The sequence below is a fragment of the Paenibacillus vulneris genome, from assembly GCF_039543185.1.
Taxonomy (GTDB): domain Bacteria; phylum Bacillota; class Bacilli; order Paenibacillales; family NBRC-103111; genus Paenibacillus_S; species Paenibacillus_S vulneris.
Window position 1 is genome coordinate 43,793 of the sequence record NZ_BAABJG010000036.1, and the last position, 14,796, is coordinate 58,588.

Genomic DNA, 14,796 nt, shown 5'->3' on the forward strand with positions numbered 1-14,796 from the left:
GCGGAAGTGGAGCCTTGGCTTCGAGGCTGATTCAGCTGCTTTGCAAGGGCCCCTTGAATTTGAAAGTAAGTCGAATAAGCCGGAATCCCTTACAGGGAACCGGCTTATTATGTTTGCTTATACCGCCTTATGGCCCTCATCCTGCCCGGCCTCTTCCGCCCGGCTGACTTGGACGAACAGCATTTGATCCTTGCGCAGGTAGCTCCGGGCGAACGCCATGACGTCCTCCGGCGTCACGCTGCGGATTTGTGCGGCAAAATAGTGCGGGTCTGTCTGGATCCGATACAGCTGCTCGGAGGCCAGCCTGCTGTTCACGGCTTCCGTCTGATCCTGAGAGATCATATGCCTGCCGATAATCGCATTCTGGGCCCTCTCCAGTTCTTCGTCCGTGATACGTTCGTGATGCATCCGCTCCAGCTCCTCAAGAATTACGTTTTTGGCATCCTCAAGCCGAAGCGGATCGGTGCCGACATAGCCCGTGATGAAGCCCTCACTGACCATGGGACTAATGGCAGCCCATACCTCGTAGGCCAGCCCCATCTCTCCCCGAATACGCCGCTTAAGCCTCGACCCGTGTCCGCCTCCCAGCAGGTGGAGAGCTACATAACCGGCATACTTATCGTCCTCATAAGAGCTCGGGCCGTACATTCCCCAATGAAGATGCGCCTGCCGGATGTCTCTGGCCTCATGAATGACACGCCCGCCGAGCTGGTACGGCTGAAGCTTATCCAACGGCTCCGTGAAAGGCTCCGATGCAGGAATATCCAGAGAGCTGATATATTCAACAAGCTTGTCATGCTCGATATTGCCTGTGACGACCAGCACGATATTGCTAGCCTTGTAGTAATGCCTATGGTACTTGATAAGATCCTCTCTGGTCATCGCCGTGAGCGTCTCTTCCGTCCCCAGATTTCCTGCCCGTTCCGGGTGCATGGCCCTCAGCATGCGCAGCAGCGTGCGGCTCCCGTGATCACGCGGATTATCGTGAGCTCTCTTGATCTCCTCAATCACCACCTTTTTTTCAAGCTGGAGCTCCTCCTCCGGAAATTCGGAATGGAACACCATATCTGTCAGCAGCTCTACCCCCTGCCTCCATTTATCAAAAGGAACATGAGCATAATAGCGGGTCCGGTCCACGCTGGTCGCAGCATTCATTCTGCCGCCGTAATTCTCGATATCGTTCGTAATCTGCTCCTTCGTTCGTCCCTTCGTTCCCTTAAACAGCATATGCTCCAAAAAATGCGCGATGCCGTATGGATACTGCTTCTCATAATGCCCCCCTGCCCTAACCCAGTAGCAGATCAGGGTCGACACGGCCTGCTCGTTGTGCTTGCTCACTATCGTAAGTCCGTTAGCCAAAGTCGTCTTTTGCATATTCCGTCTCCTCTCAGTGATTCCTCGACAAAAATCCCGCTTAAGATATACGTATTCGGGTCTTCCCTGTCCTTCCCCTTCCGTTATGCAGGCAAAAGGCTAATTTTCCCTTTTTCAGGCCCATTTTCTGCTTTTTGGCCAAATATAATTTCCCACAAAAAAAGCCTGTCCGCGTCTAAGCAGCACGGCAGGCTTGTACACATACATTATACTTTTAGCATCAATATGATGATAGAAGTCAGTCCAAAGCATACGTTGATCAAGCATAAAAACATCAGCACCTGCTTCGGATTCAATCCGCTGGCCAACAGCCGGTAATGCGCCTGGCTCGTATCCGCTTGATAAATCGGTTTGCCGTTCAGGAACCGTTTGAAGACCACGAACAAATTATCGAAGATCGGAACGCCTAACGCAAGAATCGGGATAAACAAAGACAAGACCGTCGCCTGCTTGAAGGCGCCGTTCAAAGCAATGACCGCGAGCATAAAGCCGATGAACGAGGCTCCCGCATCCCCCATAAACACTTTGGCCGGAGGCTTGTTATAGCGTAGATAGCCTAAGCCGACGCCGACCAGAATGATCGCCATCATGGCGGAATCCGGTTGATTCTTCGCCAAAGCGACAATGAACAGCGTCAGCGCAGAAATCGTCGATAAGCTGCCGGCCAGTCCGTCCATGCCGTCCGAGAAGTTAATGACCGTCGTTACGCCGAAAATCCAGGTGATAGTCAGCAGAAATTGCGCCCAGGTCCATAGAAGAATTTCTTCCCCGGTGAACGGATTCGTGAAGCCATGAAATACGATCCCGGATTTGTATACGATGACGGCCGCCAGCAGCTGAACGACCAGCTTCGGCAGAGCCGACAGCTCTTTGCCATGCGTTTTGTACCAATCGTCGACAAGTCCGATCATAAGCACGAGCAATCCGCCCGCCATGATCGCTAAGGTTTGGGACAGATTATCTCTTATAAACAAGAGGTATGTAAGGACAAATCCTGCAAAGATGGCGATTCCTGCCGTAAGCGGGATCGGTTCCCGATGAATCTTTCTTTCATTGTCCGGCCTGGGCTTGTCCACAAAGTCGATCCGGTAAGCCAGCTTGCGCAGCGGAGGTATGCTTACCAATACAATCACAAACGATATCAGTCCAGCAATAAAGTACGAAATAACGATCCCTCCTCAAAAATTGTCACATGAGTCGAATGGATAAGAATAAACTGACAATTTCCATTATATCACAGAGGCAGGAGGGTGAACATGCTGTCGAATGAAGCCTGCTTAACCAAGGGAGCCGCTGATACGGGAATAAATCATATCGGGACGCCATGCCGAACGTTCTCCCAGCACCATGCGATCGGCGTAGGAGGCGATCGTCAATCCGATCTGCTGAAGATAATCTATCGCCTTCGTATTAAGCTCGCTTACCCCGATGGAGCGATGCTTCTCTGAGACTGCAGCCTGCCGCAGCAGCATTCTCCCCGCTTCCACATCGCTCGCCACAATAGGACCGGGGCTCCACGGAGCTCCATGCAAATAATAGCCGCGAATGCCTCTCCCATCCTCCTTCGGAACGACCCAGCCGCCGTTATGCTGAAGCAGCTTCTCCAATACAGTCATGCGGTTCTCTCCAGCCGCCCTCCGGTCCAGCTCTGCGATCATAGGAAGATCGGCTGCCTGAACGGCCCTCAGCTGCTCTGATCCGATCGCTTCTTCCATCACGGCCTCCGGCTCCGCCTTTAAGAAGCAGTACCGGGATTCTACGGTGAAGCCCAGCTTCTCGTATACCGGCTTGCCGAACTCGGTAGCAATAAGCTGAAGCGTGCGGCAGCCCTTCGAATGGAGATCGTCCATTACGGTCCGGGTGAGCCGCGAACCCAGTCCTAGACCTCGAGACGAGGGCTCCACAATAATGGGGCCTAACCATCCCGTTGGCCCCCAGCAAGTTGCGTTAGCCACGCCGACTATACGATCTCCCCGCTCGGCAACAAAGGTCATACAGCCGGGATCATTCCAATAATAAAGCATTTGCGGTGCAATATCGCCCCATCCCTCCGGACGCAGCTGGCCTACAGCCTCCAGATCATTCCATAGCATCGGTCGAATGACTATGTCCATCAATGAACCACCTCTTTTGTCGTGAATAAAAATAAATAATATTGAATTATTATACATAATCTAATAGACATATTCTACCGTTTCTTACGTTTTTATAAAGCCTTCCTCCGCAGCAGTAGTGAAACAAAGGAAAATAACCAGGATTGTACCACAGGGAATTATTGTATATGCTAGTAACAGCTGCCGATAAGTATGGCGGACATACGAAGATGCAGGGCACACACCGCCCGGCAAGACAAGGGAGGAATGAATATTTATGGATAAGCCGCAGCAATACCAGCTCCATTCAGTCATACCGATACTGCGTATGTTTGACGTCGAGAAGACTCAACAGTTTTATTTGCATTATTTGGAATTCGAGCTCGACTGGGAGCATCGATATGAAGATAACTTCCCTCTCTACATGCAAATCTCTAACGGAAGCTGCGTGCTGCACTTATCCGAGCATCACGGAGATTGCTGCCCTGGTGCGGCCGTTCGGATAGAAACTAAGCATATTGAGGCCCTTTACGCGAGGCTTTCCGCCAAGCAGTACAAATATATGAAGCCTGGACTCGAAACAGCACCTTGGGGGGCGAAGGAAATCACGGTGCTGGACCCTGCAGGCAATCGGTTGATCTTTTATGAGCATGAATAGCCTATTGCGCCATTATGATGAGCACTATACCCTAACAGCCCTTCTGCTTCCCGCCGGGATGCTTCGGGCTGTTCTTGTGTTTCACGATTCCTCCTAACGGGTACTAATTATCATGCAAGACAACCCAATGGAAGGGAGCGTGATGGGGATGATCAGCTTGCTGATAACGATCATCATGGCTATTGTCATCGGGGCTATCGGTTCGGCAATTGCGCCAGGAGGAATGTCCGGGGGCATTATCGGATCGATGATTGCAGGGTTCGTCGGCGCATGGCTCGGGGCATTGCTGCTCGGGACCTGGGGACCTATCATCGGGGGCTTCGCCGTGGTTCCGGCCATTGTAGGAGCGGCATTATTCGTCTTCCTGCTAACGCTATTGTCCAGAACCTTAAATGGCAAACAGTCTTAAACCCATTACATGGTAAGGAGAGTGGATAACGATGACAGCAACGGAAAGCAAACGAAATGATGTCGTTTTGGGAACCATTATCGGAGGTGCTGCCGGAGCATTGATCGCTCTTCTATTGGCACCGAAATCAGGCCGCGAGCTGCGAGAGGACCTTGTAACCAAAGTCCAATCCCTGCAGGCCAAGAGCCAAGATTGGCTGGAGCTGGTGAAAACCAAAGCGGCGGATACGGTAGAAACCGTGAGCGGGCAAGGCACCGAGCTGCTGGAGAAAACCAGGGAAGCTGCAAATCAGGCGCTGGACTCCGCGCACAAGGTAACAGAGGCTGCGGCAGATAAGGTGCGGCAAGCAGCGGATAAAACGGCGGATACCGCTCACCGTCTGGCCGATCGCGCGGCCGATACCGCACATAAAGCGGCGGATCACGCCGAAGCTAACACTCACGAGGCGTTGGATAAAGCTAAGACAGCCTCTCAGGGGTAGCTTCCGATGCTTCTCTCAAACCAGCGATGTTCCTTCGGGGGCATCGCTTTTTCTCATGCTTTTTATGCCCGGCCGCAAGAGATGACCCCGCATAGCGGGGCGCTTTACGGGGACCTCGATGTTATGTAATAAAGCCGCAAGCAGGCGGCTGTCTCCATTTGACAGCCGCCTGCTTGCGCCTACTCGTTTAAGCTTCATCTATATGGACTTATCGTTCCAGCAGCAGTACCAGCTCATCCGGCATCGTTTGCTCGTGCAAAAGCATCCCTACATGCAGCTTGGGCCTGTCCGGCTTTACAAAATGACCGTCTTCCAAATGATAGCCGAGCTCCTTGGCCGCTGCGTGCAGCTTACAGAACAGCTCTGCCGCTTGAATCGCATCGTCCAGGTTTGAGAACGTTTCCAACACATTGCCTGTTCCCAGCGGATTGACCTGGGATTGAATGGTAACTTGAAATTTGTCCGAGTCGGTCTGACGAACGGAAACCTCATTGCCCCCGCAAGGGATACTGTGTTTTACTGTCATGGCAAACACCGCCTTTGTACAATAGGATAATGTGTTGCTTAAGTATCATTACCCTGTACCTGACAGCTTGAAACGAAGCAAGCGGCGTTTAGAACAGGTTGGAATCCTTCTTTTTCCCGCGGATCAAATCTCCTGTCCAGCCCTTCCACTTCAGCCATCCGTAGACGATAAGGGTAAGCAGCAGAATGAATACAATGGATACCGGATAGCCCCATTGATATTCCAGCTCGGGCATTTCTTTGAAATTCATACCCCACAAGCCCGCAAAGACCGTCGCCGGCGTACAGACGACCGTAAATACGGTCAATGTCTTCATAATCTCGTTCCCTCTGTACGACGCTATATTCTCATCCATAGCCAGAAGCGTGCTCACCTCGTCGTTAAAATGCGCCATTCGAAGCGTAAGCCGTTCCACCCGCAGGCACGTCAGACGATAGGCTTCGCAGCGCGCCAGCTGCTCGGGATCATAAAGCTCCTTCACGGCTACCAGCAGTTCTTCCAGAGGGGTAATCCGGTGCTGCCAATGCAGCAGATCGTACTGCCGCTCTATCAAATGGTCCAGCAGGTGCGCGTTATTAAATCTTCTCATTCGCTGCTCCAGCTTGGTCAGCCTGGCGGAGAGCAGATCCAGACCATGCAGGCAGACCAAAGCCAGCTCACTCAGCAGCACGAAGAAGCCCTCTGCCGCCGTGCGGCAGCCCTTCATCCTATCATGGAGCCTCTCTTCATCCAGATGAGGACTCATGCTGGAATAATCCAGCTCGGAAGTAAATAACTCATTCTCAGCCAAGTAAAACGATACATAGAGAGCCTCTTGATCCTCGCGCGGAGCCGGGCTGCCGTACAGAATCGCTCCGTACAAAGCTTTCGAGCCGTTATCATACATTCGGATTCTGGGTGTACGGAAGCGGACCGTGCTGTGCTTTTTGAGCTGCTGAAGGCCGTTGACCGAATGAAGATCATCCCGAGATGCCTCATCCCCCTTTATTGCGGCCAAATCATCGCCGACATGCCATCTCCACCCGCCAGGCATGTTGAGCTGTCGAATTGTCATTGTCCATCTCCTCCCTCCAGGCGTGTTAACCAGGTGCGCATAAAAATACGCCCTTGTGAGGGCGTGAGTCTGTTGAAAAACCTGTAAAGCTTGAAAAATAGCATTGGTACCCCGGTGGGGTATCCCCCTCCGGCCAAGCTTCCGAAGCAGGCTTTGCTTTGCAAAGCCCTTAGCTGTTGTTCCCGGAAAAATTTTGATTATATCGCTTTACAGCGGGTATTTTCGAGAACCAAAGGCGGACGCTATCGCTCCTACGAGGGATACCCACCTACCACCTTTTACATTTTTCTATATGACCGGTTTTTTCAACAACCTTACGCTCTCGAGAGGGCGTGAGTCTGTTGAAAATCTGCAATCTGAACGCGCTTACACGAAGGCTTGTCCACTAGGCTATCAAGCGTCCGAAATTTCGCGGGATTCCGTAAAAAACTGCTTCAGCTTGTCAATCGCCCGTTTCTGAATTCGGGATACGCTCATTTGCGATACGTTCAGTTGCTCCGCTATGGTCCGCTGGGACTGGCCTTCTACATAAGCAAGATGGAGCACCTGCTGCTCCTGGGTTTTCAGCCGCGCCATCGCATCTTCCAAATCCAGCTTGCGCTCGAGCTGCTGAAAATCATCTTTCTCCTCGCTCAGCAAATCGCCGATAGTGGCCCCATTGTCCTCCGTAGACAACGGCGTGTCCAAAGAAACATAGTGATAATATTCACGGCCGGCCAGAATCTCGATTGTCTCCTCGACGGAAAGGTCCACCTCTTGAGCGATCTCCTCCACATTGGGTGACCGCTCAAGCCGAACCGTCAGCATATCGATAGCGGTTTGAATACGGCCGCTTTTTTCCTTAACGCGCCGCGGTACCTGGATATACCAGGACTTATCGCGCAAGTAATTTTTCATATGTCCTATGATGCTTTTCATCATGTACGCTTCAAATTGAACCCCCTGCTCCGTATCGAACTGCTTAAACAGCCGGAGCATGGACATCTGTCCCACCTGGTACAAATCTTCATAGAGGTCCGGACGGTTGCGCGACATTTTGCCCGCAGCCATCTTGACCATCGGTTCAAACTGCAGCAGCAAAGAGGTGGCGACCTCATTACAACCCGTTTGCTGATATTTTGCAATCAGATCGTGAATATGGAATGCCGGTCTCTCTGAATTTATTTTCATACCATTTCCTCACTTCTACTAAGACGTTTGGTCAATATGACCTCGGTCCCCCTCTCGCTCATCACTTCCACTTCATCCATCAGCGCCTGCATCAAATAAATGCCCAAGCCTCCGATGTTCGCCTCTTCTATTGATTTATGATGAAGCGATGTGGCCTGTTGAGCTTTCTCTTCATAATCAAAGCTGTGACCATGGTCCTTAACCGAAATACGTACCCCGTTCTCCAGCATTTCGAAACGGATATCCATCGTTCCCGGTCTGCCCGGATCATAGGCGTGGACGACCACATTGTTGCATGCCTCGGCTACGGCAACCTTCATATCCTCAATTTCCTCGTAGGAGAAGCCGAGCTTGGTGCATATGCCATACAAGGTCAAACGCACGAGATCTATAAACTCCGCTTCGGCAGGTAACGTCATACTAACCGTACGATTTTCCCAGTTCATATCTTCTCTTCTACCCTTTCTTATATCGCGTTATTCTTGGTTTCTTGGATAAACGGGGTTAACCCGGTCATATCGAACAGCCTTTTAATTTTGGGAGGAATATCCTCTACAATGATCGGAGCTTTCAGTACGTGTCGGGCTTTGAGCAGAGATAGGATCACCCCGATCCCCGTGCTGTCGATATACCCCAAATGCTTCAGATTCAGCACCATCAACCGGTCCGTATCCGCTACGAAGGAATCCGCAGCCGCTCGAAATTCAGCCGCCTTGGACAAGTCGAGCTCGCCTTTTAAATAAACCAGATTGCTATTTGGAGTGACCTTTTTTTCTATTTCGAACGTATGCTTTCGATTCATTCCTTAAGCTCCTCTCTAACATCCAAACTTGTTTCCCATTATCATACCATTACCCCGAAAAGGAACCAATGAAACAACCGAAATCGGATGTTGTCATGAATTTTTATTTTCCCCGTGCTCCGAATGCTGCATCAAGGGGCTGGCGATTGACGCCGCTTGATTTGATGCCAGGCTTCCAGCACCACCGGCGCCAGCTGCAGTGCCTTGGCGATAGTTCCTGCCATGGGCCGGCACGCTTCTTCCGTCACCTTTTCCTTGATCGTACGGGCCGCCGCAGCCGATGCCTGCTTCACCGAGGAAGTGACCTCCTCGACCGCCTCACCTGCCAGCTTGACCGAGTCAAATACAGGCTCCAGAGCATGCAGCTTTTGCAAAATATCCATAGTCACCTCATTCGTATGCCCGAGCAGCTCGGACGCCTCCTGCGTCATATTCTTCACTTCGTTCTGCAGCTCACGAATGGTCGTATTCGTCTGGCCCAGCAGCGATGTTACGGAACGCAGTGTCGTAATTAGAAAAACGACCAGAACCACAAACGCGATGGCGATGACAGCTACACTGATTTGAATGATCATGGATTTCCCTCCCCAGAGTTCATGAATGTCAGCTTCAGCCCCGTAAGCCGGTACCGCTTATTCATCCTTATTTGGCTATTACCCTCCGCAGGTACATAATGAAACTTGATTCATTCTCGCAAAGCCGGGGTAATACATGCTACAGCGCTTCACCCAATTCGAGATGAATGTAAAGGAGCGATGCAGCATGGAACCGAACAATGTAGATATTGAACAAAAGCGCATCGAACAAAAATATGATAAAGGGCTTGTCGCCTCCACCTTCATTAAATACGCAGCCTACATCGTCATCTTCTTTGGCTTCTTATACTTCATTGTGCGCTATATCTTCCCTATGTTCCGGTAAAACCGGTACAAACCAAAAAAACTTCGCCCCCTCCGTTTTCATCCAAGAATGGGGCGAAGTTTTTTCTGTAATCAAAGCAAAAAAGCCTTGCTGCGGAAAGCAATTCCGGGCAAGGCTTTTGGCATATGAATTAATAGGCAAGCGTGAAAAGGCCGTTGATATGAGACAAATAACGCATGTTGCTTGCTTCTTTCATCAGGGTAGCAGGCAAGCCCTTCAAGCGGGTTTGGTTCGCGCCGATCGTACCGATGCCGTCTTTGCGGCCCAAGCTTGCAAGCGTACCGGAGAATACAGGGCTGAACTCTTGCTTTGGTCCGTTGTTGAAGTAAGCGAAAATATTGTAGCCGATCGTTTCGCCCATTTGCCAAGCCAATTGAGCGGTAGGAGGATATGGACGGCCTTCTTTGCCGAACACAACCGCACTGTCGCCAGCCAGGAATACGTCCGGATGGGATGTGGATTGCAGGAAGTCTGTTACGGTTGCACGACCGCGGTTTACTTCGATACCACAGTTAGCCACAACGGAGTTACCTTGAACGCCGCCGGTCCATACTAAAGTGCTCGTATCGATGGAACTTCCGTCTTTCAACGATACGGTAGTTTCCGTCATTTCCGTAATAGGAACGCCGGTCAAGAACTGAACGCCGCGTTTTTCCAAGCTGGTTTGAGCGCGCTCAACCAATTCAGGAGCAAAGCCTGCCAGAATGGAAGGACCCGCTTCTACGCAGTACAAGGAAATTTCGTTGAAATCGATCCCTTTTTTACGGCACAGGCCAGGAAGCATATCCGCGAATTCGCCGACAAGCTCGACACCGGTAAGACCGCCGCCGCCGATAACGAACGTTGCGTCCGCTTTGTTCTTGGTTTTCGCGTAAGCATCGATGCGCTCTTCCACATGCGCACGCAAGCGGTTAGCGTCAGCCGCCGATTTCAGAACGAAGCTGTTTTCTTGCAAACCTGGGATTCCGAAGAATGCCGTTTCACTGCCCAATGCAATGACAAGAACGTCATACTCATACGTTTTGCCGCTGGCCATAAGAACCTTTTTCTCGTCCGGGCTGATTTTCTCAACAGTGTCAATGCGCAGATTTACGTCTTTACCGCGAAGCAGCTTTTCCAAAGGAAGAGCTACAGCCTGCTCGGACAGGTTACCTGCAGCCAATCTATGAAGCTCGGTAATGATTTGGTGAGTCGGAAAACGATTCACAAGAGTAATGGTTGCTTCTTCTGCTGTCATATATTTGCGTGCAGTCAGCGCAGTCAACAATCCGCCGTAACCGCCGCCCAAAATTAAAATTTGCTTCGACATACTTATCCTCCGTTCTATGGTAAATCCAATGGATTAACGCTGTTCCTTTTGTTCACGGCGCTCAGCCATAACATCCAGGAAAGCTTGGGAAAGCTGCAGCATTTTTTGCACTTGCGGATCTTTCAGCATTCTCAAGATGCCGAACAGACCGACAGAAGTGGTTTGCGCTGTCGCTACACGATCATTAGCCTCGATAGCAGCCGATGCAATACTTTTAGCACCATCTTGAATCGGTTTTACGAATTCTTCCATACCACCCTTGATATCCTCGATCAGCACTTGGTCCGTCACTACGTTTTGTACCACGTCGTAGGTTTTGGTCAGGATAGTAACCAATTCAGCCAGCTTAGGCAGGTTCTCTACCAGGACGGTTAGAGATTGCTGCACCTCAGGCTTCATCAATTGGTCAAGAACATCCGCAGATTCACGTGAAATCGTTTGTGTTGCTTCTGACATAAGTAAACGTCCTCCTTTGCATTGAGATAGAAAACCGCCAGTGTTTGCATCCCTGTTCATTCATTATAGCTTTTCCGTCTCAAGGAGATTTATGAAAATTGGATTTCAGGCTAATTGCTAATTGTAACTTTTTTCACAAGTAAGACAGAAGTCCAGCATTTAACTTTTTCCTTGCGATAGAACAGGTGCGAACGGAATCCTATGTAGTTCCTATTATACTCCTACTTCGTCAATTAGAAAAAAGCAATTTTCGACATCTGTGAACATTCTGCGAACAAATTAAGCTATTTTACGGATTTATGCCCTATTTATGGCACGGAATCATCCTTTTTTTAGACTTGCCTGCGAATTCTTCTGAAAATGAAACAAATACCCTGAAAATATTAAAAACGCCGTTCATGCCCATCCTTCGGACGAAACAAACGGCGGCTCTTATCTATAATTTAAGGCGCCGCACCGACAAGCCGCTGATCGGCCAGTCTATCGGCTGCAAGAGATGCGGCAATCCCCTCTGTCCGGGCTGATTGGAACACGCCGGCTGCATTGGCCGAGATGCGTTCCACCTGCTGTTTGGCTTGAGCCCCGTTGCAGCCGTTAAGCTCAGCCGCGGTAACAATGATTCCGCCTGCATTAATCACATAGTCGGGAGCATAAAGAATCCCTGCCCCGTTCAGCAGCACCCCATGTCTCGGTTCGGCGAGCTGATTGTTTGCGGCGCCCGCTACGATACGGCAGCGAAGCTGTCCTAGCGTCGTATCGTTCAAGATCCCCCCGAGCGCACAAGGGGAAAACACATCGCACGCGGCGGCGTATATTTGATCCGGCATGACGGCGCTCGCGCCAAATTGCTTCATCGCGAAGAGGACTCGCCGTTCGTCCACATCCGCCACGATCAATCTGGCGCCTGCGTCGTTCAGGTATCGGCATAAGAAGGTGCCCACCTTGCCCAGGCCTTGCACCGCCACCGTGATGCGGTTCAAATCATCGGTTCCGTACACTTCCTTCAGGGCAACACGTATCCCCAAATAAACCCCATATGCCGTCATCTCCGCTGTGAATTCGCCTGTTGCGCATAAGGACCCCGTCGTATCCGTTACATAAACGGTCTCGTGCCTGACGGCATCCATATCTTGAACCGTCGTCCCCAGATCGATGCCGGTAATATATCTCCCCTGCATCGTTTCAATGAAGCGGCCGAGCGAGCGAAAGACCGCCTCCCGCCTTGCCGGGTCGGGTTTGCCCATAATGACAGCCTTGCCGCCTCCATAGGGGAGGCCCGAAACGGCACATTTGTACGTCATCCCCTTTGCCAAACGAAGCGCGTCCCGAATAGCCTCCTCCTCCGAGGTATAGTCCCATATACGGCACCCCCCGAGTGCAGGTCCCAGACGGGTATTGTGTATTGCTATAATCGCCTTCAAGCCGCTGCCCTTATCCTGACATAGGACAAGCTGTTCCGTATCATCCAGCTCCATCGCTTCCCATAATTCCATAGAGAGGTCCCCTTCGCCAAGCCGATTGTTCAGGGTATTCATCACAAATGCATGACTCTACTATAGACATATTCAAAGGCATGGACGCTGGTGACTCCAAATGGGAGGCAAAGAACGTTTCATATAAGAAATACCCCTGTTCCTATGTGGAAACAGGGGTTAGGCTCTTGCATCTACTGAACGGCTTCTTGAAAATAGTGAACCGAAGTCACCTTGCCGCTGACTACATCGGTGTAGATTTTTAAGACATGGCTTCCATCCTTATAGACGATACCGTCCTCGCTGACAAAATAGGGCTGCCCCAGCTTAACCTTAAGCTTGTCGATATCCATCGGAACCTGGTCCCCATCGATATCCAGCTTCCCGGTTGACGCCGGCACCACCACGTACTCGATTTCGCCGTCCACCATAATGATGCTGCAATCGTTAAAGGTGTAAGTTTTTAAGGAAGGTAATATTTCATCCTGTTTCATTGATAGGGGCTGGCCTTTCATTTCGAACACGGTCTTCAAATCATCCGTTAGCGACAATCCGTTCACGGATTGAAAGCGGGGCTGGCCCGATTCCGGATTCGTCTTCTGCGGCTGGACCGACATGTCCGAACGGCCCCCCGGCTTGGAGGAATCCGTCATGGCCAAAGCAGCCTCTTCGTGAATGGGCTGAACAACTCCCAAGCCCGTCCATAGGAATATCGTCGTTATTGTAATCATCCAAGACATCCTGTTCATGTTCCTTCCCTCCCCAATGTGTGGTGTTAGGACCCAAAAACATGCTGCCGGGAAATCATAAACAATAGACTTATTATTTAGCCTATGAGCTCCGCTTGCAATTGATTAGCCGAAACGAAAATTTTCGGCAGCTTTTGCCCCTGAATGCTGATGACTTCTCTGTCGCCGATCACGGAGATCATCTCCCCGTCGGCCGAACCCCAAGTGGTGCCATCACGTACAACGGCGCCTTCACCGACTATCGATTTGTAAATGGTCACTCCGCTGCCGATCTGTGCTCCCGGCATAATGATGCTGTCGAAAATACGGCTGCCCTGCCCTATAACAGCTTCCGTGGAAATCACCGAGCGCTCCACCTGCCCATGAATGGTGCAATCGGAGCAGATAAGCGATTGCCTTACGAGTCCCAGCGATTCTACAAAGCGCGATTGGGCCAAGCCATTGGCACTGTAGAGCGGCCAGGAGTCCCGGCTTGCAACGAAGGCGGGGCTTCCGCCCAGCAAATCCATATGGGCTTCCCACAGACTTTCAATAGTTCCGACATCTTTCCAATAGTCGGCGAATTCATATGCATACAGCTTGGCGTTATGCTCCAGCATGGCCGGAATGACGTTCTTCCCGAAATCATGGCTTGAAGACGAATCCTGAGCATCCCGTTCCAGGAATGTGCGTAAGAAGGAAGTATTGAATATATAAATGCCCATAGAAGCCAAATTGCTTGCCGGAGCCTTCGGTTTCTCCGCGAATTCCGTAATGCGTCCGCTGGAATCAGTTTTCATAATCCCGAAGCGGCTCGCTTCCGATATAGGTACCGGAGTTACGGCAATGGTCGCATCCGCGCCCGCTGTCAAATGATGCTCCAGCAGCTTGCGATAATCCATATGATAAATGTGATCGCCCGAAAGGACGAGCACCGTATCCGGGTTATACTTCTCGATAAAGGACCAATTGCGGTAAATCGCATCGGCCGTCCCGTGGTATCCTCTTTCGCCGATATGGGACTGGCGGGACGATAAGAGAGCTATCTCCCCTTGCTCCGGCTTCTCCAGCCATGCGGAGCCCAGACCGATATGACGATGCAGAGCCTCGGGACGATACTGTGTCACTACACCAACCGTATCGAGGCAGGAATGCCGGCAGTTGCTAAGCGCAAAGTCAATCATTCGGGCTGAGCCGCCAAAATGAACGGCAGGCTTCGCCTTTTGACTCGTCAGTATGCCCAATCTCTTCCCTTCCCCTCCGGCAAGAAGCATAGCCACACATTGCTTTTGTGTCATCCCGTCATCACCAAACCTTTCCGTTTATGTAGTTTTCCTGACCTT

The 14,796-nt window shown here is 51.0% G+C and carries 18 protein-coding genes; 4 read left to right on the plus strand and 14 right to left on the minus strand.

Translation table 11 applies throughout. The features are described from left to right. Positions 1-117 precede the first annotated feature (117 nt). From ABEA66_RS27845 to ABEA66_RS27855, 3 genes are all read right to left on the minus strand, one after another. Positions 118-1,374, minus strand: coding sequence for a M16 family metallopeptidase (locus ABEA66_RS27845; RefSeq protein WP_345592799.1), 1,257 nt, complete (start codon positions 1,372-1,374; stop codon positions 118-120). A 206-nt stretch (positions 1,375-1,580) separates the two neighbouring features. Then, entirely contained in the window at positions 1,581-2,516 is a 936-nt protein-coding gene (locus ABEA66_RS27850; RefSeq protein WP_377740205.1) for an MraY family glycosyltransferase, read from the minus strand. Positions 2,517-2,651: 135 nt separating this feature from the next. Continuing rightward, positions 2,652-3,488 carry a GNAT family N-acetyltransferase gene (locus ABEA66_RS27855; protein WP_345592801.1) on the minus strand — a complete coding sequence of 279 codons (837 nt, stop codon included), beginning with the start codon at positions 3,486-3,488 and terminating at the stop codon, positions 2,652-2,654. A 256-nt stretch (positions 3,489-3,744) separates the two neighbouring features. Here ABEA66_RS27855 and ABEA66_RS27860 point away from each other — a divergent pair, with 256 nt between their 5' ends. From ABEA66_RS27860 to ABEA66_RS27870, 3 genes are all read left to right on the plus strand, one after another. After that, positions 3,745-4,125: a glyoxalase superfamily protein gene (locus tag ABEA66_RS27860; protein WP_345592803.1), complete on the plus strand. Its 381-nt coding sequence runs from the start codon at positions 3,745-3,747 to the stop codon at positions 4,123-4,125. Positions 4,126-4,273: 148 nt separating this feature from the next. Next, positions 4,274-4,534, plus strand: coding sequence for a GlsB/YeaQ/YmgE family stress response membrane protein (locus ABEA66_RS27865; RefSeq protein ID WP_028549951.1), 261 nt, complete (start codon positions 4,274-4,276; stop codon positions 4,532-4,534). 31 nt (positions 4,535-4,565) lie between these two features. Next, positions 4,566-5,015: a YtxH domain-containing protein gene (locus tag ABEA66_RS27870; RefSeq protein ID WP_345592806.1), complete on the plus strand. Its 450-nt coding sequence runs from the start codon at positions 4,566-4,568 to the stop codon at positions 5,013-5,015. A 208-nt stretch (positions 5,016-5,223) separates the two neighbouring features. Here the strand turns inward: ABEA66_RS27870 and ABEA66_RS27875 are convergent, their stop codons facing one another. The 6 genes from ABEA66_RS27875 to ABEA66_RS27900 all read right to left on the minus strand — a co-directional run bounded on the left by ABEA66_RS27875 (position 5,224) and on the right by ABEA66_RS27900 (position 9,142). After that, positions 5,224-5,541, minus strand: a complete 318-nt coding sequence (locus ABEA66_RS27875; protein ID WP_079914094.1) for a hypothetical protein — start codon at positions 5,539-5,541, stop codon at positions 5,224-5,226. Positions 5,542-5,629: 88 nt separating this feature from the next. Further along, positions 5,630-6,595, minus strand: coding sequence for a magnesium transporter CorA family protein (locus ABEA66_RS27880; RefSeq protein ID WP_345592809.1), 966 nt, complete (start codon positions 6,593-6,595; stop codon positions 5,630-5,632). A 393-nt stretch (positions 6,596-6,988) separates the two neighbouring features. Beyond that, positions 6,989-7,765, minus strand: coding sequence for a sigma-70 family RNA polymerase sigma factor (locus tag ABEA66_RS27885; protein ID WP_079914092.1), 777 nt, complete (start codon positions 7,763-7,765; stop codon positions 6,989-6,991). Then, a complete protein-coding gene (gene rsbW / locus ABEA66_RS27890) occupies positions 7,762-8,211 on the minus strand; it encodes an anti-sigma B factor RsbW (RefSeq protein ID WP_345592812.1) in 450 nt (149 codons plus the stop codon). The genes ABEA66_RS27885 and rsbW overlap by 4 nt, the downstream gene beginning before the upstream one ends. 20 nt (positions 8,212-8,231) lie before the next feature. Next, on the minus strand, positions 8,232-8,567 hold the full coding sequence (locus ABEA66_RS27895) for an STAS domain-containing protein (protein WP_192705054.1): 336 nt from the start codon (positions 8,565-8,567) through the stop codon (positions 8,232-8,234). A gap of 131 nt (positions 8,568-8,698) precedes the next feature. After that, positions 8,699-9,142, minus strand: a complete 444-nt coding sequence (locus tag ABEA66_RS27900) for a DUF948 domain-containing protein (RefSeq protein WP_079914089.1) — start codon at positions 9,140-9,142, stop codon at positions 8,699-8,701. Positions 9,143-9,329: 187 nt separating this feature from the next. Between ABEA66_RS27900 and ABEA66_RS27905 the strand changes: the two genes are divergently transcribed. After that, complete coding sequence (locus tag ABEA66_RS27905) at positions 9,330-9,488, plus strand: hypothetical protein (RefSeq protein ID WP_179136260.1); 159 nt, start codon at positions 9,330-9,332, stop codon at positions 9,486-9,488. 130 nt (positions 9,489-9,618) lie between these two features. On the opposite strand, the gene ABEA66_RS27910 is transcribed toward ABEA66_RS27905, so the two are convergent. From ABEA66_RS27910 to ABEA66_RS27930, 5 genes are all read right to left on the minus strand, one after another. Then, positions 9,619-10,797: an NAD(P)/FAD-dependent oxidoreductase gene (locus ABEA66_RS27910; RefSeq protein WP_079914088.1), complete on the minus strand. Its 1,179-nt coding sequence runs from the start codon at positions 10,795-10,797 to the stop codon at positions 9,619-9,621. Between the two features lie 33 nt (positions 10,798-10,830). Further along, positions 10,831-11,253, minus strand: coding sequence for a helical membrane plugin domain-containing protein (locus tag ABEA66_RS27915; protein ID WP_079914087.1), 423 nt, complete (start codon positions 11,251-11,253; stop codon positions 10,831-10,833). Between the two features lie 443 nt (positions 11,254-11,696). Beyond that, complete coding sequence (locus ABEA66_RS27920) at positions 11,697-12,746, minus strand: Leu/Phe/Val dehydrogenase (protein WP_345592818.1); 1,050 nt, start codon at positions 12,744-12,746, stop codon at positions 11,697-11,699. A gap of 173 nt (positions 12,747-12,919) precedes the next feature. Beyond that, positions 12,920-13,474 carry a hypothetical protein gene (locus ABEA66_RS27925; protein WP_345592820.1) on the minus strand — a complete coding sequence of 185 codons (555 nt, stop codon included), beginning with the start codon at positions 13,472-13,474 and terminating at the stop codon, positions 12,920-12,922. A 77-nt stretch (positions 13,475-13,551) separates the two neighbouring features. After that, entirely contained in the window at positions 13,552-14,751 is a 1,200-nt protein-coding gene (locus tag ABEA66_RS27930; RefSeq protein WP_345592822.1) for a glucose-1-phosphate adenylyltransferase, read from the minus strand. Positions 14,752-14,796: the final 45 nt, after the last annotated feature.